Raw genomic sequence first — 21,651 nt, forward strand, 5'->3', positions numbered from 1 at the left:
GATGCGTTTCATGATCCTGCGTCGGCTGCTTCCCTCTCTGGCCCTTTTCCTGTCCGGTTGCGCCAGCACCTTTCAGGGCTATCCCTCGCTCGCCAAGCGGGCGATAGAGGATGCGCCCATTGCCGAGGTGTCGCAGGCGCCCTCCCCCGTCGCGCCGGAGCCGGAGCTGGTCCGGAATGTGGACCGGCTGACGGCGCAGGCCCAGGCGGGCGGGGCGGCTTTCGACAAGGCATGGCCGGAGGCGGACAGGGTGACGCGGGCGGCTGCGGGGTCGGCGGTTTCCAGCGAGGCCTGGGTGGCGGCGCAAACGGCGCTGAGCACGCTCGAAACGGCGCGCAACGACAGCGTGTCTGCGCTGGCGAGCCTGGACGTTCTTTATGTCGAGCGCAGCAATGCCGTGTCGGAGGGCAAGGTCGGCGGCGGGATCGATGCGATCGATGCCGCGCGCGGCGCGGCGCTGGCGATCGTGGATAGCCAGAATGATCGGCTGGACGTGCTCAAGGGGCGGTTGGCTCAGCCTTGATCTGAAACATTGCCCATGGTCATGTAACCTTGGGCTGGTTCAATCCGATGCGAAGGCCGCCTTGACCGCGCCCTTATGCGCCTTCCCATTATGGACATAATGGTCGACGCCTTCGCGCATGTCGATCAGCGCTTCGTCGGACAGGTCGCGCATATATTTGGCGGGGCGGCCCGCCCAGAGTTGACGATGCAGCACCGTCTTCCCCGGTGAAAGCAGCGCGCCCGCGGCCAGCATGGCATCGCTTTCCACCGTGCAGCCGCTCATGACTATGGCGCCAAGGCCAACGAAGGCCCGATCCTTCAGGACGCAGCCATGAACCATCGCCATATGGCCGATCAGCACGTCTTCCCCGATAATCGTGGGCCAGCCTTCGGACGGGCGGCCGTTGATATTGTCGCCGGGGCTGTCACAATGGACCACCGTGCCGTCCTGGATATTGGTGCGCGCGCCGATATGGATGAAATTAATGTCCGCCCGGATCACGCAATTATACCAGATGCTGACGTCGGGACCGATCTCCACATCCCCGATGATCCGGCAACCCGGCGCGATGAAGGCGCTGGGGTGGATCACCGGGCTTTTGCCGTTGAGCGGGATGATCGAGACGTCGGGATGATCGGTCATGTTTCAGGCTCCCAGCAGTCGCGCCGCATGGAGCGCATGATAAGTGAGGACGCCGGAACAGCCCGCCCGCTTGAACGCCAACAGCGTTTCCAGCACCAGCGCGTCCCGGTCCCCCGCGCCCACGGCGGCGGCGGCCTCCAGCATCGCATATTCGCCCGACACCTGATAGGCGAAGACGGGCACTTCGAACCGGTCCTTCACGCGGGCAATGATGTCGAGATAGGGCAGACCCGGCTTCACCATCACGCTGTCGGCACCCTCCGCAATGTCGAGGGCGACTTCGCGCAGCGCTTCCTGGCTGTTGGCGGGGTCCATCTGATAGGTTTTCTTGTTGCCTTTCAGCAGGCCGCCGGAGCCAACCGCGTCGCGGAACGGGCCGTAAAAGGCGCTCGCATATTTGGCGGCATAGGCCATGATCTGCACATTGGCGTGGCCTTCCTCCTCCAGCGCCTCGCGGATCGCGCCGACGCGGCCGTCCATCATGTCGCTGGGGGCGATGATGTCCGCGCCCGCCGCCGCCTGGTTGAGCGACTGGCCGATCAGCATGTCGATGGTGGCGTCGTTGACGACATAACCCGCCTCGTCCAGCAGGCCGTCCTGCCCGTGGGCCGTATAGGGGTCGAGCGCCACGTCGGTCAGGATGCCGATGTCCGGCACCGCGTCCTTGATGGCGCGGATGGCGCGGCACATGAGATTGTCGGGGTTGAGAGCCTCCACGCCGTCGTCGCTGCGCCGTTCGGGCTGGGTATTGGGGAAGAGGGCCAGGCAGGGAATGCCCGCCGCATGCGCTTCCCTTGCGCGCTCCACGATCAGGTCCACCGACCAGCGGGAAACGCCGGGGAGCGACTTGATGGGTTCCTCCATCTGGCTGCCCTCGGTGACGAACAGAGGCCAGATGAAGTCGCTGGGGTTCAGGCGGTTTTCGGCGTGCATCGCCCGGCTCCAGGCGGAGGCGCGGGTGCGGCGCAGACGAAGCGCCGGATAGGAAGCTTGGGTCATGGCCGGGGGTTTAGGCCCCTACCCCCGCCGGATCAAGCATGGGGACGCTATTTGGCGAAGCGGCGGAAGAAGCTGTCCTCGTTCCAGGCCGGACGATCCGGCGCGTTGGCGATGCGCAGGGTCACGGCGGCGACATAGTCGTTGAGCTTCACCGATTCCGCCGGCATCACCGGCTGGTTCGCGTCATCCTTCGGCGAATGGTAGATATTGGCGCGCCAGGCCTTTTCCACCGTCGCCTCCGGCGTGTCCGCCTTGAAGCCATATTTGAAGAACAGCGCGGGGATGCCGGTGCGGATGAAACTATATTGGTCGGATCGGATGAAGACGTTCCGGTCCGGGAAAGGATCGGGCGTGATCGGCAGGTTCGTCTGCGCGCTCACCGCCGCCGCGTCCTTGCCGAGGCTGCTCTGGTCGTAGCCGATGGGCGTCACGCTGGTCAGGGGAAAGATCGGCAGCGCCATGTCGAAATTGAGGTTCGCCACCAGATCCTTGTGCGGCACGGTGGGCCGCTTGGCGAAATAGGTCGAGCCGAGCAGCCCCTTTTCCTCCGCCGTCACGAAGGCGAACAGGATCGAGCGTTTGGGCTTGCCCCTGCCCTCGCGCAGGGTGCGGGCGATTTCGAGCAGGCTGGCGACGCCGGAAGCGTTGTCGATGGCGCCGTTGTAGATCGCGTCGCCCTTGATCGGCGTGCCGACGCCATAGCCGTCGAGATGGGCGGACAGGACGACATATTGCTTTTTGAGAAGCGAGTCGGTTCCCGGCATGACGGCGATGATGTTGGGCGATGACAGGTCGGCGCGGCGGGCGGCCACCTTTGCGTCCAGACGCTGCGCCAGCGCGAAGGACGGGACCGGCGCCGATCGATCGGCCGCGTCGGCGACCTGCGCGAAATCATGGCCGGAACCGGCGAAGAGCAAAGCGGATTTGGCCGGATCGAACTGTGCGCTCAGGAAAGGCGTGGCGGTGTCGCGCAGGGCCGTATCCTGGAAGAACAGCGCGGGCTGGCTGGAGAGCGCCATGCGGCGATCCCAGGGGATTTCCACCTGCCTGGGCGTGACGAGCTGGATCAGCCCCAATGCGCCCTGCCGAGCGAGCCAGGTCGCCCGTTCGGACCGGGCATGGGATTTGAGCGCGCCGGAAATGGTCGCAGGCCCGCCGGAAACGACCACCACGATCTTGCCCTTAAGGTCGAGTCCGGCGAAATCGTCATGCCCCGCTTCGGGGAGGTGCAGGCCATAGCCCGCAAAGACCAGCGGCGCGCTGACAGTGGGCGGAACGGGACCGCCGCCGCCCGAGAAAATTATGTCGGCGGGCACGGCAAGCGGCGTTTCGCCCTGTGCGCCGATCAGGCTGGCGCTGCTGTCCTGCGACAGGATCACCTGCTCCGTGAAGGCGATGGGCTGTTTATAGCCGTGCGTGCCCGCTGGCTGGAGGCCGAGCGCCTGAAGCCGGGCGATCACATAATCCGCCGCCTTGTCATAACCGGGCTTGCCGGTGCCGCGTCCTTCATAGGCATCGTCGGCAAGGGTGCGGACGTGGCTCCACCAGGCTTCCGCCCGCTTATCCAGCACTTTGTCATCCGGAGCGGCCAAGGCCGTCGTGCCGATCAATCCCAGGAGGAGTCCGGAAAACAGTTTGCGCATCAGCCACATGCCCTCTTTTGGAAACCCGACGATCTTGCCCGATCCGGTGCGACGAACAAGGGGGCTTGGAACCGCTACCGCCTATTCGTATCAGGATCGCGATATTGAGTTGGGAGATCGTGATGCCGCTTCCCCGTTTTCTCGCTTTTGCGGTCGTCACGATGGCGGGACTGGCGGCCCCTGCCGGGGCGGCGACGCGGGGCTTCACCCTTTCCAGCTTCGACGCGATCCGGGTGGAGGCGCCGGTCGAGGTCGTGATTACCACAGGCGCCGGGGCGTCCGCACGGGCGGAGGGGGATCAGGCGGTGCTGGACCGGCTGAAGCTGAACCTGTCGGGACGCCTGCTGGCGGTGACGATGGAGCGGGCGCAGCCGGGCGAGAAATCCGGCGGGCGGGCGGTGCTGCGGCTGTCGACCGGCGATCTGGGCCGGGTAGTGCTGACCGGGGGCGGATCGGTTTCGATCAGCCGGATGAAGGGGCTGCGCGGGGAGATCGTGCTGGGCGGCAATGGCGATGTCAGCGTGGCGGCGGTGGATCTGGAGCAGCTTCATCTGGGCGTGGCGGGGGCCGGGCGAGCGAATCTGGCCGGACGGGTCGGTGTGGCGACGGTGCGGGTCACTGGTCCGGGCGCGGTGGCGGCCGAGGGATTGCGGGCGCGGCAGGCCGTGCTGACGAATGACGGACCGGGGAATGTGGCGCTGACGGCGGAGGTGACGGCCAGGGTCACGGCTTCCGGATCGGGCGATGTGACGGTGGTCGGGAAAGCGGCGTGCAGCGTCGACAATCGCGGGACGGGGCGGATCAGTTGCGGGGGTGTGGCTTATTAGCGCTTTCCAGTCAGATGGCATCATCTGACGTTTAAGAAATCGCGGTAAAACAAAGGAATAGAGCGGTCTATCTGATTCAATCAGATCGAAAACCGCTCTAGTGCCTGGAGGATATCGTTGCACTTAACCGCTTCTTAGCACCTCTATCGTAACGATTTGGCATCCATTCAAGGTATGTCATGCCGAACTTGCTTTCCGCCAATGCCGCCGCTGCCGTCCGCGTCTCGAACCGGCAGAAGCTGCTGCGCCCCTCCACATTGCGCCTGCGGGAACAGAAGCCGTTCGACGTCGTCATCGACGATCTTTCCAGCGAAGGTTGCCGCATATCCTCCACCGTGCCGCTGGCGGCGGGCGAAGCGATCAGCCTGGGCCTGCCCGGCATCGGGAGATGCGCCGCGCGCGTCATCTGGTCGGGCGGCAAGGTGGCGGGCTGTCGGTTCGACCGGCCGCTTCACGACGCGCAGATCGAGAAAATCAAGTTGGCGCATACGGTCGTCACTGGTAGTTTCGGATGCGCCGCCATCCATGTCGATCGGGAAGGTGAGACCATGTCTCTTCCTTCAAAATCCAAGCGCATTGCCCTTATAGTTGGTTTGTCCCTGCTTTCCTGGGGATTATTTGGATTTTTGGGGTGGGCCGTTAAAATGCTCGCCCTGTCACATTGATCCTGGATCGCGCACAGTCTCTATTGGATCGTCGGAAAAAGGCCGTTTGACTTGGATCAATGGTCCAAAATATTGAAGTTTTTCCTTAACGCTTGACGAATCCTCTATTTTTGAGTTGTAGCGTCACATGCTTTCCTATCCGCTATGGGCCTATGCCGCTATTCTTGCCTTGGCGGTGCTATGGGTCGTGGGCTTTATTGCCCTGTGGCGGCGGCAGACCCGCTCCCGCCATGTCGTGACGGTGGGAATAGCGGACAGACTCATCGCGATTTTCTGGCTTCCTTTATATGCGGCCACCTTGTCCTGGCTTTGTCTTCTCATGATCATGGAAGCGATTGGATTGACCCGGCCCAATACCGGCAGGAAATAGGCGGACATTCTCATCGGCAGCTTGGGCAGGGATCATGACCATCACCACGATATTGCTGCTCTGCGCCGTGCTGGCGATGCCGCCGGTCGCGTTGTTCGTGCTGGAAATCGCCTGCGCCTCCCTGGCGCGCCGGAATGACGAGGCGGGGGACGCCCCCGCCTTCACCGTCCTGATCCCCGCGCATGATGAAAGGACGATCATCGCGGCGACGCTTTCCGCATTGCTTCCCCAATTGCGCGTGGGCGACCGGCTGCTGGTCGTCGCCGACAATTGCAGCGACGACACCGCCGCCATCGCCCGCGACATGGGGGCGGACGTGACCGAAAGGTTCAGCGCCGATCTGCGGGGCAAGGGTTATGCCCTGGCCCATGGCATCGCGCATGCGCGGCAATGGGCCAATCCGGTCATGATCGTCGTCGATGCGGACTGCCATGTGGCAAGCGGCGCGCTGTCGCGGCTGGCCGCCGATGTGGCGCGCACCGGCCGACCGGTGCAGGGATCCTATCTGATCACCGCCCCGGCGCATGAGCGGCTGGCCATGCGGTTCAGCGCGTTTGCGATCCGCGTCAAAAATCATGTCCGCCTGCTGGGTTGCCATGCGCTGGGCATGCCCTGCATCCTGACGGGCAGCGGCATGGCGTTTCCGGCGGGCGCGTTGGAACAGATCGATGTCGCGTCCGGGGAAATCGTGGAAGACCTGTTGCTGGGCATCAACCTTGCCAAGGCCGGCTATCCGCCCGTTTTTTCGCCCCAGGCTCGCATAACCAGCCCGCTGCCATTGGACAGCAAGGCCGCCGAAATCCAGCGGGCGCGATGGGAAAGCGGATATCTGTCCATCATGCGCCGCTTCGCCCTGCCGCTGCTGATAGAGGGGATGACGCGGCGCAAGCCGGGCCTGATCCTGCTGGGGCTGGACATCGCCATTCCGCCGCTGAGCCTGCTCTGCATGGTGCTGGCGGCATTGTGCGCCGTGTCGGGCCTGTGGTGGCTGATGGGGGGTGAGGTGGCGCCCTTGCTGCTGCTGTCGGTCATGATCGCGCTGTTTGGCGGCGCGATCCTGTTTGCCTGGGCGCGACATGCGCGTGACCTGCTGACGCTGAAGGAAATGGCGTTGATGCCGGTCAGCGTCCTGAAGAAGCTTGGCTTTTACGTCCGGATGGCGCTTGGCCCGAAACGGGGTTGGGTCCGCACCGCGAGGGATGGCGACTGAGGCTTCATGCCCCGCTCGCCGCGCGCCGCTGAACCAGTTGGGCCGGGTTCCCCACCGCGACCCCGCCAGCGGGCACGTCGATCAACACCACCGCATTGGCGCCGATAACGGCGTCGTCGCCGATATGCACCCCGCCCAGGATCACGGCCCCTGCCCCCACCTGAACCCGGTTGCCCAGCACGGGCGCGTCCATGGGCCGCGCCTCGCTGCGGTTGCCGAGCGTCACATTCTGCCGCAACAGGCAATCGTCACCGATTACTGTGGCGCTATGCACGATGATGCCGCCGAAATGCTCGATCCGCAGGCGCCGCCCTATCGTCGTTCCTTCCGGCAGGGATATGCCGCACAGGCATTCGACGGCCTTTCCCGCCAGCTTCGCCCATCCGCCCCATAGCCGCCTGACCAGCCCCGCCCGCCGCGCCAGGCGGCGGTGGGACAGGCGGTAGACCGCCAGTGCCCAGAAGCCCTGCGCCCAGAGGCCTTCGCGCTGCGTGGACCTGTCCTCCCGGATCAGCCGCCAGACGCCGGGGCGATCGCCGCTCAAGGATCGGCCCTCTCGCGCTTGAAGCGCGACGCCAGCCGGTGGCCGAAGCGATTGAGCGGCCGTTCGAAATAAAAGGTCGAGAGATGCGCGGCGGCGAAAGCCAGCAGGAACGATAGCGGACGCTTCAGATAACGTTCCACCGTGTCGCCGCTGCCCAGCCAGCCGCGATAGGTCAGTTGGTGCAGGACATAGAGGGCGAAGGAAATCTGCGCGACATAGCGTAGGGGGGCGCTGGACATGTGGCGGGTCACGACATTGTCCCGGGCGAAGATGCTGAGGCCGACGGCACCCGCCGCCAGATAGGGCCGCAAATAGGCGAGCAACGGAAAATGGTCCCGCACATTGGGCTGCGACCCGATCAGATTGCAGACCAGCAGCAGCCCCCAGACCCATGGCCTGCACCAGGATTCGGGCGGCCGCCATCCCCGGGCGACCACGATCGCCAGGATCGCGCCGGCCAGTATTTCATCCATCCGGTCGAATGTGTGCACGCCGGCGGTTATGCCGCGAACGACGCGGCTCAGCGTGACGGCCACCGCCAGGGCCGGCAGCAGCATGATCGCCCGGCGTCCGCCAATACCGACCAGCAACGCGACGAACATGTAAAACTGCATCTCCAGCGACAGGCTCCACAAATGCCCGGCGTAGAAGAGATAGGGTTTATGGTTGTTGGCGAAGAATAGAAGATTTGCCGCGATGACCGGCCAGGACGACGTCTGCGTCGCGACGACCAGCAGGATGAACGTCCAGGCCAGCGGAAGAATTCGAAACACCCGCTTGATCAGGAAGGGAACGACCGACGGATCCTTGAGCAGCGCCTTGGTGATCAGAAAGCCCGACAGGGTGAAGAACAGGGACATCCCCACCATGCCGAAGGCTTCGTTGAGCCTTAGCGATTTGGGGCCAAGCGACAGCATGTGCGTCGCCAGCACCAGCAGGATCGAAATCCCGCGCCACCCGTCGAGAATGGCGATGTGCGGCGTATCGGCTTCGGGTTCCGGTCTGGCCGCGGGTTGCGGCATAGCGATCGAGGCGTTCATCGCAGCATGGCTGAAGCATTGCGAATCATGGTCGGCATGAAGCGCATATGGATCGGAAAAAGGCTTGGATAAAGGACAGAAATTCTCGACGCCCCGCTATGGTACATTTCGATCCCATAGCTGATCGACGGGATATGGATAGTTCAATTCATGTCATTTTTACGTTAGGGGACCGTGTGACTTTGCAGCTCAATGACGAAGCAGGCTTGATTCCCGAGGGGAAAGGTCATGGGCAGTATAAATGGGAAGAAAGATGATCGTCGGATATTTCACCAACCAATATCCCAAGGTGAGCCATACGTTCATCCGGCGGGAAATACTGGCGCTGGAGGCGGCGGGCGTGACGGTCGAACGCTGGGCGCTGAGGGGATGGGACGCAGACATCGCCGATCCCGCCGACGCATCGGAACGGGACCGGACGCGCTATATTCTGCGGCGCGGCCCATTGCCGATGCTGGCGGCCGCGATGATCCTGCTGGTCACCCATCCGGTACGGTGGATGAAGGGGCTGTGGCTGTCCATGCGGATGATGCCGAAGACTGACCGGTCGATCCCGCTGCACCTGATCAGCTTTGTGGAAGCGGCCCTGCTGGCGCGGCAGGCCATGGCCACCGGCGTCCGGCAACTCCATGCCCATTTCGGCACCAATGCCGCGGAAGTCGCGATGGTCGCCGCGACTTTGGCCGGCATACCCTATAGCCCGCCTTATTCACCAAAAGTGTCCTGAAGGGTTGGCGGGAGTGGCGTAAGCCTCTGATCTGAATTAGGAACTGGGTGTCTAAGCCGAACCTGCCGCAGGGCAGAAAATGCCACGGGCCACACCCGCCATGAACGATGATATCGCAAGCTCATTTGGATTCCCAGCAGTCGGCCGCAAGAAAATCACAGCTGCGTTCGACGGTGGCCGGCTTACCTCGGATGGCGGTGTTCTACTGCTTGCACAGGCCGAGCGCGCGATGGGGATTTGCCAGCGCCTGGCGGCTTGTATTGCCGATCCGCGCGATCCAGCGCGGGTGATCCATCGCCTGGATGACATTCTGCGTGCCCGTGTGTTCGCGATTGCGTGCGGCTATGAGGATGCCGATGATCTCGATGCTCTGCGCGACGATCCAGGCTTCCGCCTGGCGCTCGGCAAGCTGCCGGAATCGGGCGCGGGGCTGGCCAGCCAACCGACGATGAGCCGGTGGGAAAATGCACCGACTACGCGCGAACTGGCCAGCATGATGGCCGCGATGATCGACATCTACTGCGCCAGCTATCCCGCCCCTCCGACAGCGGTCACGCTGGATATCGACGACACGTGCGACGTCGTGCATGGCTATCAACAGCTCTCGTTCTGGAACGGGCATCATGGGGAGCGCTGCTTCCTACCGATCCATATCTACGACACCGCGACCGGCAGGCCGGTGGCCATGCTGCTGCGCACAGGCAAGACGCCTTCTGGAAAGGAGGCGGCGGGGCACATCCGACGCCTGGTGCGTCACCTGCGCCGTAATTGGCCCGATACCCACATCACTATCCGCGGCGACGGGCACTATGGTCGACCCGAGGTCATGGCCTACTGCGATGCGGCCCGCGTCGATTACGTGTTCGGCCTGCCCACCAATTCAGCGCTGCGCGCCGATCCCGCCATTGTTGCGGTCGCCGATGCCTGCGCGGTCAAGCGCGCCCAGCGTCAGTGTCCCGTCCTGCGCAACTATGCCGAGACCCGCTATGGGGCAAAGACCTGGAAGTGCCAGCGTCGCGTCGTTGCACGGATCGAGGCCAGCACGCTGGGCATGGACATCCGCTATGTCGTCACCTCGTTGGCAACAGGATCGGCCGAGCACATCTACGACACGCTCTACTGCGCGCGTGGTCAGGCCGAGAACCTGATCAAGCGCCACAAGTCCCAGCTCGCCAGCGACCGAACCTCGTGCCGCTCGGCCAATGCCAATCAGATGCGCCTGATACTGCACACTGCCGCATACTGGCTGCTATGGCGCATCCAGCAGGCGATGCCCAGGACCGCTGCTCTGGCAAGCGCGGAGTTTACCACCTTGCGCCTGCGGCTGCTCAAGGTCGCTGCGCGCGTCGTAGAAAGTGCTAGCCGCATCCGCATTGCCTTCGCTTCCGCCTGTCCGGATGCCGACCTGTTCCGCGCCCTCGTTCTCCGGCTGAAGCCTGCGCCGACGTAGCCCATGCGGCAGCGCCGCAGAACTCCGAGCCCAGCCCTTCAACCCGAAAAGCCCATCAATCCGAATGCGGTGAAACAAACGCCAGCGATGCCGGTCGTCCGCGCAATACAGCCAGCCGCAGCAAATGCCCAGAGCGGGCCCGAAACCGAGCGTCGTGAATAAGAGAGGCTAGCTGCACGGTGCATGGGTCGGACGAGTTCGACCGACCCATCGGCCTGCATCTGGGGACGAAGATCGAACAGGCCGCCTTCGTGATCGCCATCACGCATTTTTGCGCCAGCCAATTATATCGCTGGTGCGATCCGCGCCATTGGAACAAGATCAGCGTCGTGCATTGCGGCCTGTCCCGTGAATTTCTGGAGGTCGAACCGACGCCGCCCGCCACGGCCCCGCACTTCGTCAGCGTCGGGCGTCTGAGCGGCGAGAAGGGGCATCTCCTGATGCTCGAAGCCCTCGCCCGGGTTCGCGATGGCGGGATTCCGGCCACGCTGACGCTGGTCGGCGACGGCGAGATGCGCGGGCGGATCGAAGCGGCGATGATGCGGCTGGGGCTGAACGATGCGGTGAAGATCACCGGCTGGGCCGATGAAAATCAGGTGCGGACCCATATAGCGAACGCCCGCGCGCTGCTGATGGCGAGTTTCGCCGAAGGATTGCCGATCGTCGTGATGGAGGCCTTCGCCCTGGCTCGCCCGGTGCTGGCCACCAATGTCGGCGCGCTGGCCGACCTGGTCATCAACGGCCGGACCGGCTGGCTCTTCACGCCCGGTTCGGTCGACGCCATCGCCGGGGCGATGCGGGATTGCGCGACCGCGGAGCCGGCGGCGCTGGCCGCGATGGGCGAGGAAGGACGGCGGATCGTGCGCGAACAGCATGATGCGCAGCGGGAAGCCGCAAAGCTTCGGGTCCACTTCGCCGAATCACTCGGCCATGCGGAAGCCTCCTTTCAACATGAATGGTTGGCGCGCGCGGAAATCGAGCGCGCGTGAGCAGGTAAATTAACCATTTTCAAGTCCAGGGATCAAAGATTTGTGAACGTTTTTATCCTTTTGTAAGCATTTCAATTGTCGCGGAGCAACGATTTGTGTATCCGACGATATATGCCGAAGATTATTATTGCCTGCATGATTGCATTCGCTTTACCCTGTCTTGCGCAGGCGGCTGCTCCGGAAGCTGCCGGCGCGGCGCCGGTATCGGCCACGGATGACGCGGCGGCGGCATCGACGCTGACCGATTACAAGCTGGGCGTCGCCGACAAGGTCAGGATCATCGTCTTCAATGAGGAGACGCTGTCGGGCGAGTTCACCGTCGGCGACGGCGGCGGGCTGTCGCTGCCGCTGATCGGCGAGGTCAAGGCGATCGGCCGCAGTCCCAGGGAAATCACCAAGGATATCGAGGCCAAGCTGGCCGACGGCTACCTGCGGGAACCGCGCGTCAGCCTGGATGTGTTGAGCTATCGCCCCTTCTACATATTGGGGGAAGTGTCCAAGCCCGGCGAATATCCCTATTCCAGCGGGCTGACGATATTCAACGCGGTCGCCCGCGCCGAAGGTTTCACCTATCGTGCCAATAAGCGGAAAATCTACATCAAGCGCTTTGACGAAGTTGTCGAACGCGAAATCAAGCTGACGCCTGACCTTCAGATCTTTCCAGGAGACACGGTCCGGATCGGCGAACGTTTCTTTTGAATCGTCAGGTTCCAATTGGCGATTTCATAACTGTTTTCTTGGGGGAGGTTGAGGGTTTCCACATTGCGTGGAAGCACTCCTTTATTTTGTGTGCCGCATTTTCCGGGCCGCCGACCGTCAACGGCCTCGTGATGAAAATGCTCTGACTGTTCAAAGGGGGGAATATTCATGAGTGTCCAGAAAAAAGGCGCGATGATTGCCGCGCTGCTTTCCGTCGTCCCGGCTTCGCTGGCCACCATGCCGGTGAACGGGCAGACCCCCGCCGCCACCGAACCGGACGCCGCCGCCGTGGAAAAGCTGATCGGCAGCATCGACGCCGCCGTCGCCGCCCTGCCCGCGACGGCCACCGCCCAGGATGTGGAGGCCGCCATCACCTTCACCATCGACCAGCAGCAACAGCCGATGAACGTCAATCTGGCGGCGCTGGAATTCATCGCGGCGCGCAAGAACAAGCCCCGGAAGGTCGAAACCGCCGTTGCCGCGGTCATCGCCTCGCTGCGGCGCGGGCTGGCGGGCACCGGGGGTATCCTGTCGGGCAGCGCGGCGTCGCTGGCGGCCGGACCCAGCGTCGGCGGCGGCGGCACGGGCGCAAGCTACACGCCGCAAAACTGATCGCATCCAGCCTGAACGCCATCATCCCGTCAATCGATGATCGCGAACTTGGAAAAGGCCAATCATGACCTTTCGTTTCTGCTCGTCCATCGTCGCCATCGGCGCGGCCATCCTTCCCGCCATCGCCATGGCGCAGTCGACGATCGATACCGTCGTTCCGATCATATATGACCGGGGCCGGAATGTGAGCGTGACGGAACGGGCGCGCCCGGAAACCAACCCCGTCGGCCTGCCCGCGGGCGGCTTCACCATTTTCCCGGCGCTGGATATTCAGCCCGGCTATTCGGACAATGTGTACCAGACGCAGGACAACAGGCTGGGCGATTTCTTCGTCAGCGCCGCGCCCCGCGTCCTGGCCCGGTCCAACTGGTCGCGAAACAGCCTTCAGGTCGAGGGCAGCGGCAATCTGGTCCGCTATGCGACGGAAAAGCCGCGCGACCAGAATGGCTGGCAGGTCGCGGCGCGCGGCCGCTATGACGCCGGCAGCAGCCTGACCTTCAATCTGGGCGTCGACACGGCGCGCCTGTTCGAATCGCAATTTTCGGGCGCCGCCATCACCGACGTCCGCAGCCCCACCCCCTATCAGCGGAGCCAGGCGCGCTTCCTGACGGACGCCCGCTTCGCCCGGTTCAGGGTCGTCGCGTCGGGCACCTATGCGGATTATGATTTCCGGTCCGTCGACACGCTGGCGGGCGCATCCCTGTCCCAGGACAATCGCGACCGCAGGATCGCCAGCGGCGCGGTCCAGCTTGAATATGGCGTGACGCCCGATACCGGCATTTTCGGCCAGGTCACCTATACCGACACGGAATATGACGAGGTGCTGGCGCCGGGCGTCGACAACCGCGATTCCAAGGAATATCGGCTGTTGGGCGGCGTCACGCTGGATATCGCGGCCCTGGTGCGCGGCACGTTCGGCATGGGCTATATCGATCGCCAGTTCAATTCCGCCCTCTACCGGGATGTGAAGGGCTTTTCATTCGACGGCAGGATCGAATATTTCCTGTCCGAACTGACAACGATCACCCTGACGGGTTCGCGGGAAATTCAGGATGCCTCGGCGAGCGGAAGTGGTTTCTTCACCACCATGGGCGCGGTCCGGGCCGATCATGAACTGCTGCGCAACCTGTTGCTGAACGCCAGCGCCTCTCTGTCGGAAGACAAGTTTTTCGGCTTTGACGGCAAGGCCAGGGTCACGCGCCTGTCGGGCGGGGCGACCTATCTGACCAACCGCCTGATCAGCGCGAAGCTGGACCTGTCCTACGCTCGGCGCAAGAGCGATTTCGCCACCGGCAATGGCCCCACACTCTCGGAATTCCGAATGCTTGCCGGCATTTCGGTACACCCTTAACCGCATAGGGCCATCAGAATGTTGGATCAGACCGGCGTACCGAATGCGGACATCACCGCCCACGCTTCCGCTTCGGGGATAATATCCTCGCTCAATAGCGCAGTCATCGGCATGTTCCGGCGGCGCTGGCGCACATTCGCGATCGTGTTCATCGTCACCTTCATAGTCGCCACGGCGCTGATCCTGATGATGCCGTGGAAATATTCGGCGACGGCGCGGGTCAAGATCGATCCTTCGGCCAACGCGGCCCTGGGGCAGATGAGCGGAAACGAGCGGCCGGACCAGAATATCTTCGACACCGAAGTCAACGTCATGCGATCACGCGACATCGCGATCGGCGTGGTCCGCGAACTCCGGCTGGACAGGAATCCGGAATTCAGCAAGGGCCTCGATCCCCTTCCCTCCCGGCCGACGGCACGTGAACGCGAGGAGTTCGAAACCGCGCTGGCCGACAGGCTGCTCGGCAATCTGGACACCGCGCGCGACAAGATGACCTATATCGTCAATGTCGGCTATACCGCGAAGGAACCCAAGACGGCGGCGGCGATCGCCAACGCCTTCGCCAGCGAATATATCGCCTACAGCGTCGGGCGGCGCACGGGCACCGCGTCACGCGAAACCAGCTATCTGGACCAGCGGCTGGCGACGCTGAACGACCAGGCGGTGAAGGCCGATGCGCGGCTGGCGCAATATCGCGCCACCGCCGGCATCGTCAGCGGCGGCGACACCAGCGTCACCGACCAGCAGATCGCGCCGCTCGCCTCCCAATTGGCGACCGCGCAGTCGGAAGCGGCAGCGGCCAGCGCCAAATTGGCCGCCGCCAGGGCGCAGGTCGCTTCGGGCGGGCTGGATGCCGTGTCGGCCGTGCTCAATTCCCAGGTCATCGCCGATCTCCGCTCGCAGCGGGCGCAGGTGATCCAGCGGCAGGGCGAGGTCACGTCCCGCTATGGCCCCAAGCATCCCGAATCCGTCAAGGTTACCGAGCAGGTGCGGGCGCTGGACACGCAGATCAAGGATGAGGCCGACCGCATCATCGGCGGCCTGATCAGCGAAGCCAATGCGGCGAGCGCAAGGGCGGCGAGCCTGCGGGGGGACATGGCCCGTCTGCGGGGACAGCAATCGACGGATACGCGCGCCAGCGTCATGGCCGACACGTTCCAGCGCCAGGCCGACGCCGCGCACTCAGCCTATAACAAGCTGGCCGAACAGGCGCAGGGTATGAACCAGGTGGCGCGCAGCGCGCTGACCCAGGCGCAGGTCATCGAAACGGCGGTGCCGCCCGCAAAGCCGACATCGCCCAATCGCAAGCTGTTACTGGTGCTGGCCTTCTTCGGCGCCGTCGCGGCGGGCAGCGGGACCGTGCTGATGCGCGAAATATTGGCCAAGGGCCTGTATAGCGTGGCCGATCTCGAACGGTTGGGGGTGCCCGTGCTGGCCAGCATCCCGCGCATCGATTCAGGCAAGCTGCGCGATGCGAATGGGCAGCCCTGTTCGGCGCCCGCGACCCTCATCAACAAGGCGATGAGTTCCTATGCGGAATCCTATCGCGTGCTGCGCCGGTCGCTGCTGGGCCGCGACAATGCCGATATGCGGGTCATCACCATCGTTTCCAGCCTGCCGGACGAAGGAAAGACGAGCAGTTCGCTGACCCTTGCCCGCATATGCGCCATGGCGGGCGAGAAGGTTTTGCTGATCGATACCGACCTGCGCCGTGCCGGATTGCGGGAGGCTGCGGGGATCGAAGTCGACCGGGGGCTGGTCGAAATACTGACCGGCGATCTGCCGGCCGAGGACGCCATCGTCCAGGACGCGGTGGCCGGGCTGGATATATTGCCGGTCGCATCGACTTCGTTCTTGGCCGAGGATCTGTTCAGCGGCAGGAAGATGCGCGACCTGATCGACACCCAATCGCGCATCTACGACCGGATCATCATCGATACCCCGCCCCTGCTGGGCCTGGCGGACGCGCGGACCGTGGCGCTGCTGGCCGACGCGGTGGTGCTGGTCGTCAAATGGGGCGATACGCCGGCCAATGCGGTGAAGACGTCGCTGTCTTGGCTGATGAATGACGATGCGCGGCTGGCCGGGGCCATCTTCTCCATGGTCGACGCGGGGGAAGAGGCCTATGGCGCCCTCTACTATTCGCGGAAATATTCGCATTACTACCTCTCCGAATAAGGGCGGAGCGGGCGGCGGCCTGATCCTGACGGGAGCGGCGATGACAGTGTTGGCGGCTTGCCTGGTCTTCGCCGGACGGATGCTGGCGGTGGAATATGACGTGATGCGGACGAAGGCTGCTTCAGTCCGGCAGGCGGGCGGCTTGTCCGGATATCAGGACGTGATCGATTCCAACCGTCCTTCCGAAGCCCTGCCGCCGCGCAGCGCGCTGTTTCGCGGGATCATGCGCGCCCATGCGGCGGCGGCGGAACCGGGCAAGGCTGCGGCGTTGCTAAGGCTGGCGACGGCGGACATGGGTCATGCCCTCGCAGCGCGCCCCGCCTGGGGCGAGGCGGAGGTCAGCGCCACCTATCTTGCGATGCTGCGCGACGGGCCGGAGGCGGCGTGCACCCTCGACGCCCTGCGCCGCAGCTATTCGGCGGCGCCCTTCCTGCGCGGCAGCGCGCCGTGGCGCATCCGCTATGCCGCGTCGGTCTGGCGCCTGCTGGACCCGGCAATCCGGTCGCGGGTCGTGGACGAGACGGTCTGGCTCGCCCGCGCCACCGATCATACCTACGGCTATGCGCGCGGGCTGGTGGCTCAGACCCCCGCCGCGCCGCTGGTCGACGCACGGCTGCGCGCCGGCACGGACTGATTCCGGCGGTCATCGTGCACGGCGCTTGCCGCCGCCCCCCATACCAGCCCCAGCAGCATCGCGCCCAAGGCCGCCATGCCCGGCATGTCGAGCGCGATGTCGACGCTGGAGCAGACGAGCATGATGGCCAGCGCGCCGATGGCGGACGCCAGCGTAGCGCCCTGTTCACGGGCCTGCCGATGGCGCAACGGGAACAGCAACGCTCCGGTCAGCATGATCATCAGGAGCAGATAGGGCCAGCCGCCGTTGATCATCAACGACAGGAAAATATCATGCGCGGAATTCACGAACCACAGCATATTGGCTTCGTTCACCGATGCATAAGCGCGCAGGGCCGCGTCCTCCAGACCGCCCGGCCCGTGCCCCAACGGTGCGGACCCGGCCAGACGCGCATAGAATGACCAGATTTCCACCCGCAGACCGCTATCCTGGTCGACCTGCCTGAACCGTTCGGCCGTGCTTTCGCCGACCAGCGCCAACACCAGCAGGATCGCCATCGCAGTGGCTGCAAAGACGGTCGCGGCATTCCCCTTCGCCCGGTTCCGATATTCGGTCCAGCCGAACTGGACCGCCAGCAGGAACAGCACCGCCAGGCCCGCGACCAGCGCGGTTCGCGATCCGGTGATGGCGCAGGCGCCCAATCCACCCAGCAGCGCGACCGGCGCGACCACCTGCGTCATCAGGGATGCCGGGGCGAAGCGGCTTCGCCACAGCATGATGCCGCGCCCCAGGGCCAGGGTGGCGAGCATGGCGTAGAGACAACCCGCCGCATTGGCGTTGACGAAAGTGCCGGTGAAGCGATCGCGCAGGAATCCCTTGTCGACGCCCCAGACGCTGTTGGGGTCGGATTGGCGCAGGAACAGCGCGACGGCCAGTTGGATGAGGCCCAGCAACAGCCAGTAATCGATCGAAAGGCGCAACCCCCGCCGCCGCCAGCCGACCGCGGCCGACGCCAGCAGGACCGCGCATCCGCCAAGGAAGCGGGCCAGCGCGGAAGGCAGCAGGTCGGGCGCGCCCCAGACACGTCCGAACATGTCCGGCCCCGGCATCATCGCCGACGCCAGCCAGGCCCAGGCCGCCGCCGCCGCCAGCAACGGCATGTAGAAGGCCCGCCAGAAAGCCATGCCCGGACGCAACAGCCAGAGGACGATCATCGCCCCGGCGATTTCCGCCACCGCCGCCACCGCGCCCAGAAAGGGGCCATCCGCGCCCAGGGCCAGCATTTCGCAAAAAAGGATCGCCGGCATGATGAGCGCGGCCTGCGGCAATCTGTTGGTCATGAGTCCCCCGCCGCCTGCCTATGCGGGCGGCGGGTTCTCTTAATTCGGACGAAGCCGAACACCAAGATATTTAAAGATATTCACGCGCGTCAGGGCATCTCCAGATCGTCGACGGTGACGACGTCGATATTGGCCCGTTCCGCATCCAGATAGGTCATCATCGCGTCGAAACTGCTCTGCCAGCTCACGCCGGGCGTGTTCAGGCCGCCATGGAACACCAGGAACGCGACCCCCTTCTGGGCGATGGCGCTGTCGATATAGGGTTTCCAGCGATTGGTGAACAAATCCGCGTCGCTATTATATTGAAATTCCCCCGCGCCCTGCGCCTTGATGCGCATGGGATCGCCCCAGGGGAAGGTTTCCGGCGGGACCGGGCCGAAATAATAGGCCCGCATCGACCGGAAATGCTGACGGAACATGGGGTAGGCGATCATGTCGGTCACGCCGACATTGCTGAAATAGCTGCCATGGGCGCCGCCCGTCAGGCCCAGCGCATTGTGCATATTGCGCAGCTTCGCCATTTCCGCCGTGCGCTGGTCGCTGGTCATCAGGTCGATGCCGCCCGCACCGACGTTGTTTTCCGTGGAATAGGCCTGGCTCGCAATCTGCCAGCCCAGATTGTCGTGCAGATTCTTCACCATCGGCACCGTCAGCTTGCCCGGCTGGCCCAGCGCGATCATGCTGCTGGGATACAGCACGCCGCGAAAGCCGTATCGGGCCATGGCGCGCGACGCATATTGGACCGTCAGGGGGGACATGTCGTCGAAGGCGACGATGAATTTCGCCTTGGCGATGCCGTTGGGGACGACCTCCACATTGCCGAAGCGCAGGATCATCTGGCTTGTCGTGGACGCGGCCGCCATGTCGATGACCGCGAAGGCGATTGCCGAAAGGTCGGCGCCAGTCCCGACCGCCGTGAAGGCGGCGGGCGAAGCGCTGAACGACATCCACCTCGTGTCGCCATTGCCCAGCGCGGTCTTCACGTCCCCGGCGGCGGCATAGACATGATAGTTCGCGCCGGGGCTGAACGGCGAACCCGCCGAATAGAGGCGGATGCTGAAAGTGCCCAGCCTGGCGTTCACGTCCTGGCCCCCCTTCGCCCACCATCGGACGATCTGTCCGCGCACGTCGACCGGTGCATGCGCGGCGGTGGGCCGCACCTGCGTGGTCGCGGTGGACCCCGGCGTGAAGGTCAGCGACGAAGCGCCGTACAGCGCGTCATCCGACGTCACGTCGGCAATGCCCGCCGGGCTGCCGGACAGGCGCGAGACGAGATCGAAGGACGCCAGCACGGCATTCGCCTGCCCGATGCGATAGCGTTGGTCGATACGCCCGCCGACGCCGGGCGCCTTGTCGCCGTCGGCGGGCTGGGATGTCCATTCGGCGTTCGCCTGCGCCATTTCGGCCGGGCGGGCAGCATCGACATCCTGCGCCATCCCCGAACAGGGAAGAGCGGAAAGCGCAATCAGCGCCATCATCTTTCTGATCATGTCAGGGAACCTTCGACAAAATGGCGTTGCAGCCCGTTGTACCGGAAATGGCGGCATCCACCACGGCGGCGTTGCCCAGATAGACGGACGTGCCGGTGGTCGTGTCCGACGCGCCCTTCGTCACCAGCGGCAGCATCGTCGCGCCATCCGCGCCCCGATAGCGCAGGATGAGCGACCCATAGGCGCCGCACGACTGGCTGAGGATATAACGGCCGCCAAGGACGGTGCGGGCCGCCGCGGCTTCATTGCCCGACACCAGGACCAGACGCTCCTGCGGCGGTGCGACCGGCAAGGGGGCGTCCGCCGAAAGCGGACGGCAACTGCCGTCCGCCTGGACCGAGCAGGGTGCCGACAAGGGAGCATAGCCGCCCGGCACCTCCACCTTCTGCGCCATGGCTGGCCATGACGGCAACAGCAGCAGGGCGGCAATCAGCCCTTATTTCCCAAATAGGTTAAATTTTGACATGAACCCTCCTCCTCGGCGATGAGAAGACAGCCTATGCTCCAGGGTAAAGCCTGTAGGACAGCATTATTTCATGGGTATAACAGCCAAGAAAAATCAGGATTTTTCCGGCAAATCCACTGACGCCACCGTTCCGGACAGGCATTGCCGGGGATTTTCGCGTGCTATGCGCTGGCAATCCCATTGTACCAGATCGGCTCTTCCTGGCGCCTTGCTGTAAATGAAGAGGATATGAGCGGGACGCGCCTCGGTCACGGCGACCGGCACCTGCGCGACCGCATCCCAGCCATAGACGCTGCATGTCTTGCGTCGGGCGCATATTTCCACCGCCTTCACCGCGAAATGGCCCGGATAGTCCGCCGGATTGAAATAAGCATAATAGATGCCGCGCCAGTCGTCGGATCGAATCACATCGCCGCTGGCCACCGCGACGGTAGAGGGCGCGGCGGCCAGCGGCGCACCCTCCGCCGCGACCGAGACGCCGCCTGCCTGACCGGGGGTCGCCGCCATGAAGCGGGCCAGCATTGCCGGCGCTTCCCGCCCCGCATATCGCCCGGTAAAATTGCGCGCTTCACCGGCGGGTCCGCGCCAGCGGAAAAACAAATGGCTATGGAACACCATTAATTTGTCCATCGCACCGCTCCATTGCGGCACCACATAGTCGGCATGATAATGGGTGGCGTTTCCCACCATCGCAAAAACGCTGCCGTTCATGGCCAGATTGGCCGTCGCCCGCGCCAGCGATAAAGCCGCGGGCGAAGGAGAGCGCCGCTTCAGCGATCCGTCGCAGGTGAAGCTGAACTGGCATCCGGTCGCCCGCTCCGCCCCCTGAAGCACCACCCCGCAAATCGAATGGGGGAAGGCGGGGTGCCGCATGCGGTTGAGAATGACCTGAATCACCGCCGCCTGGCCCAGCGGATCATCGCCCGCCTCATAATAGGCCGCCGCGGCCAAGCAGGCCTGCGCGCTGGCCGCATCCTCCGCCGTGCCCGCGAAGCGGAAGGGTTTTGCCGCCGGATTCGGGACAGTGGCGAGAGGAATCAGCGCGTTGATCCGGCGTGCCCGGTCAGGCGCAACATCCAAATTCATGACCGGTTCCACCACCGGCACCGGCGGGGCGGACGATAATGGCTGGACCTTCACCGCCGACGGCATCGCCCATGGCGACCAGTCGCTGACCACAAGACCGGCAAGCGCCACCGCCGCGATCATGGACAGCAGCATCAGCCAATTCGTCCCACGAACCGGCAAACGCGGCGCGCGGACAGGCACGCGGATAAGGGCTGGCAGATCAAACCGCATCGCGACGCATACCCCCTTCAACGGCCCTGAA

General features: G+C 64.3%; 22 protein-coding genes. 13 read left to right on the forward strand and 9 right to left on the reverse strand.

Going from position 1 to position 21,651, the window contains the following annotated elements:
- The first annotated feature begins 10 nt into the window (after positions 1-10).
- A complete protein-coding gene (locus NUH86_RS07480) occupies positions 11-523 on the forward strand; it encodes a hypothetical protein (RefSeq protein ID WP_267251840.1) in 513 nt (170 codons plus the stop codon).
- A gap of 39 nt (positions 524-562) precedes the next feature.
- Here NUH86_RS07480 and NUH86_RS07485 read toward each other — a convergent pair whose 3' ends face one another.
- Genes NUH86_RS07485 through NUH86_RS07495 form a run of 3 tightly spaced genes read right to left on the reverse strand, consistent with a single transcriptional unit; the run spans position 563 to position 3,789 of the window.
- Entirely contained in the window at positions 563-1,147 is a 585-nt protein-coding gene (locus NUH86_RS07485) for a gamma carbonic anhydrase family protein (RefSeq protein WP_267251841.1), read from the reverse strand.
- A 3-nt stretch (positions 1,148-1,150) separates the two neighbouring features.
- Complete coding sequence (gene hemB, locus NUH86_RS07490) at positions 1,151-2,146, reverse strand: porphobilinogen synthase (protein WP_267251842.1); 996 nt, start codon at positions 2,144-2,146, stop codon at positions 1,151-1,153.
- Positions 2,147-2,193: 47 nt separating this feature from the next.
- Positions 2,194-3,789 carry a M28 family metallopeptidase gene (locus NUH86_RS07495; RefSeq protein ID WP_267251843.1) on the reverse strand — a complete coding sequence of 532 codons (1,596 nt, stop codon included), beginning with the start codon at positions 3,787-3,789 and terminating at the stop codon, positions 2,194-2,196.
- A 122-nt stretch (positions 3,790-3,911) separates the two neighbouring features.
- Between NUH86_RS07495 and NUH86_RS07500 the strand changes: the two genes are divergently transcribed.
- The 4 genes from NUH86_RS07500 to NUH86_RS07515 all read left to right on the forward strand — a co-directional run bounded on the left by NUH86_RS07500 (position 3,912) and on the right by NUH86_RS07515 (position 6,861).
- On the forward strand, positions 3,912-4,616 hold the full coding sequence (locus NUH86_RS07500) for a GIN domain-containing protein (protein ID WP_267252058.1): 705 nt from the start codon (positions 3,912-3,914) through the stop codon (positions 4,614-4,616).
- A gap of 179 nt (positions 4,617-4,795) precedes the next feature.
- Positions 4,796-5,281 (forward strand): PilZ domain-containing protein, encoded by a 486-nt coding sequence (locus NUH86_RS07505; RefSeq protein ID WP_267251844.1) that lies wholly within the window; start codon positions 4,796-4,798, stop codon positions 5,279-5,281.
- A gap of 127 nt (positions 5,282-5,408) precedes the next feature.
- Positions 5,409-5,651: a hypothetical protein gene (locus NUH86_RS07510; RefSeq protein WP_267251845.1), complete on the forward strand. Its 243-nt coding sequence runs from the start codon at positions 5,409-5,411 to the stop codon at positions 5,649-5,651.
- Between the two features lie 34 nt (positions 5,652-5,685).
- Positions 5,686-6,861 (forward strand): glycosyltransferase family 2 protein, encoded by a 1,176-nt coding sequence (locus NUH86_RS07515; RefSeq protein WP_267251846.1) that lies wholly within the window; start codon positions 5,686-5,688, stop codon positions 6,859-6,861.
- A gap of 4 nt (positions 6,862-6,865) precedes the next feature.
- Here the strand turns inward: NUH86_RS07515 and NUH86_RS07520 are convergent, their stop codons facing one another.
- Complete coding sequence (locus NUH86_RS07520) at positions 6,866-7,405, reverse strand: serine O-acetyltransferase (RefSeq protein WP_267251847.1); 540 nt, start codon at positions 7,403-7,405, stop codon at positions 6,866-6,868.
- The gene (locus tag NUH86_RS07525) at positions 7,402-8,427 is read right to left on the reverse strand and encodes an acyltransferase family protein (protein WP_267251848.1); all 1,026 of its coding nucleotides are present in this window, start codon (positions 8,425-8,427) and stop codon (positions 7,402-7,404) included. Before NUH86_RS07525 ends, NUH86_RS07520 begins: the two co-directional genes overlap by 4 nt.
- Positions 8,428-8,698: 271 nt before the next feature.
- Between NUH86_RS07525 and NUH86_RS07530 the strand changes: the two genes are divergently transcribed.
- From NUH86_RS07530 to NUH86_RS07565, 8 genes are all read left to right on the forward strand, one after another.
- A complete protein-coding gene (locus NUH86_RS07530) occupies positions 8,699-9,172 on the forward strand; it encodes a hypothetical protein (RefSeq protein WP_267251849.1) in 474 nt (157 codons plus the stop codon).
- Positions 9,173-9,272: 100 nt separating this feature from the next.
- Positions 9,273-10,622 (forward strand): IS1380-like element ISSp1 family transposase, encoded by a 1,350-nt coding sequence (locus NUH86_RS07535; RefSeq protein WP_013039775.1) that lies wholly within the window; start codon positions 9,273-9,275, stop codon positions 10,620-10,622.
- A 179-nt stretch (positions 10,623-10,801) separates the two neighbouring features.
- A complete protein-coding gene (locus NUH86_RS07540) occupies positions 10,802-11,611 on the forward strand; it encodes a glycosyltransferase family 4 protein (RefSeq protein ID WP_267251850.1) in 810 nt (269 codons plus the stop codon).
- Positions 11,612-11,746: 135 nt separating this feature from the next.
- Positions 11,747-12,310, forward strand: coding sequence for a polysaccharide biosynthesis/export family protein (locus tag NUH86_RS07545; protein WP_267251851.1), 564 nt, complete (start codon positions 11,747-11,749; stop codon positions 12,308-12,310).
- A gap of 168 nt (positions 12,311-12,478) precedes the next feature.
- Positions 12,479-12,922 carry a hypothetical protein gene (locus NUH86_RS07550; RefSeq protein WP_267251852.1) on the forward strand — a complete coding sequence of 148 codons (444 nt, stop codon included), beginning with the start codon at positions 12,479-12,481 and terminating at the stop codon, positions 12,920-12,922.
- 64 nt (positions 12,923-12,986) lie between these two features.
- Positions 12,987-14,273: an outer membrane beta-barrel protein gene (locus NUH86_RS07555; RefSeq protein ID WP_267251853.1), complete on the forward strand. Its 1,287-nt coding sequence runs from the start codon at positions 12,987-12,989 to the stop codon at positions 14,271-14,273.
- Between the two features lie 18 nt (positions 14,274-14,291).
- Positions 14,292-16,451: a GumC family protein gene (locus tag NUH86_RS07560; protein WP_267251854.1), complete on the forward strand. Its 2,160-nt coding sequence runs from the start codon at positions 14,292-14,294 to the stop codon at positions 16,449-16,451.
- Between the two features lie 40 nt (positions 16,452-16,491).
- Positions 16,492-17,085: a hypothetical protein gene (locus NUH86_RS07565; RefSeq protein ID WP_267251855.1), complete on the forward strand. Its 594-nt coding sequence runs from the start codon at positions 16,492-16,494 to the stop codon at positions 17,083-17,085.
- On the opposite strand, the gene NUH86_RS07570 is transcribed toward NUH86_RS07565, so the two are convergent.
- The 4 genes from NUH86_RS07570 to NUH86_RS07585 all read right to left on the reverse strand — a co-directional run bounded on the left by NUH86_RS07570 (position 17,031) and on the right by NUH86_RS07585 (position 21,620).
- Positions 17,031-18,365 carry an O-antigen ligase family protein gene (locus NUH86_RS07570; protein ID WP_267251856.1) on the reverse strand — a complete coding sequence of 445 codons (1,335 nt, stop codon included), beginning with the start codon at positions 18,363-18,365 and terminating at the stop codon, positions 17,031-17,033. The two genes, NUH86_RS07565 and NUH86_RS07570, sit on opposite strands and share 55 nt — an antisense overlap.
- Before the next feature lie 89 nt (positions 18,366-18,454).
- Positions 18,455-19,855, reverse strand: a complete 1,401-nt coding sequence (locus NUH86_RS07575) for a hypothetical protein (RefSeq protein ID WP_267251857.1) — start codon at positions 19,853-19,855, stop codon at positions 18,455-18,457.
- Position 19,856: 1 nt separating this feature from the next.
- Complete coding sequence (locus NUH86_RS07580) at positions 19,857-20,249, reverse strand: hypothetical protein (protein WP_267251858.1); 393 nt, start codon at positions 20,247-20,249, stop codon at positions 19,857-19,859.
- 165 nt (positions 20,250-20,414) lie between these two features.
- Positions 20,415-21,620, reverse strand: coding sequence for a cell wall hydrolase (locus NUH86_RS07585; protein ID WP_267251859.1), 1,206 nt, complete (start codon positions 21,618-21,620; stop codon positions 20,415-20,417).
- Positions 21,621-21,651 lie beyond the last annotated feature (31 nt).

This window comes from Sphingobium sp. JS3065 (assembly GCF_026427355.1).
Taxonomy (GTDB): domain Bacteria; phylum Pseudomonadota; class Alphaproteobacteria; order Sphingomonadales; family Sphingomonadaceae; genus Sphingobium.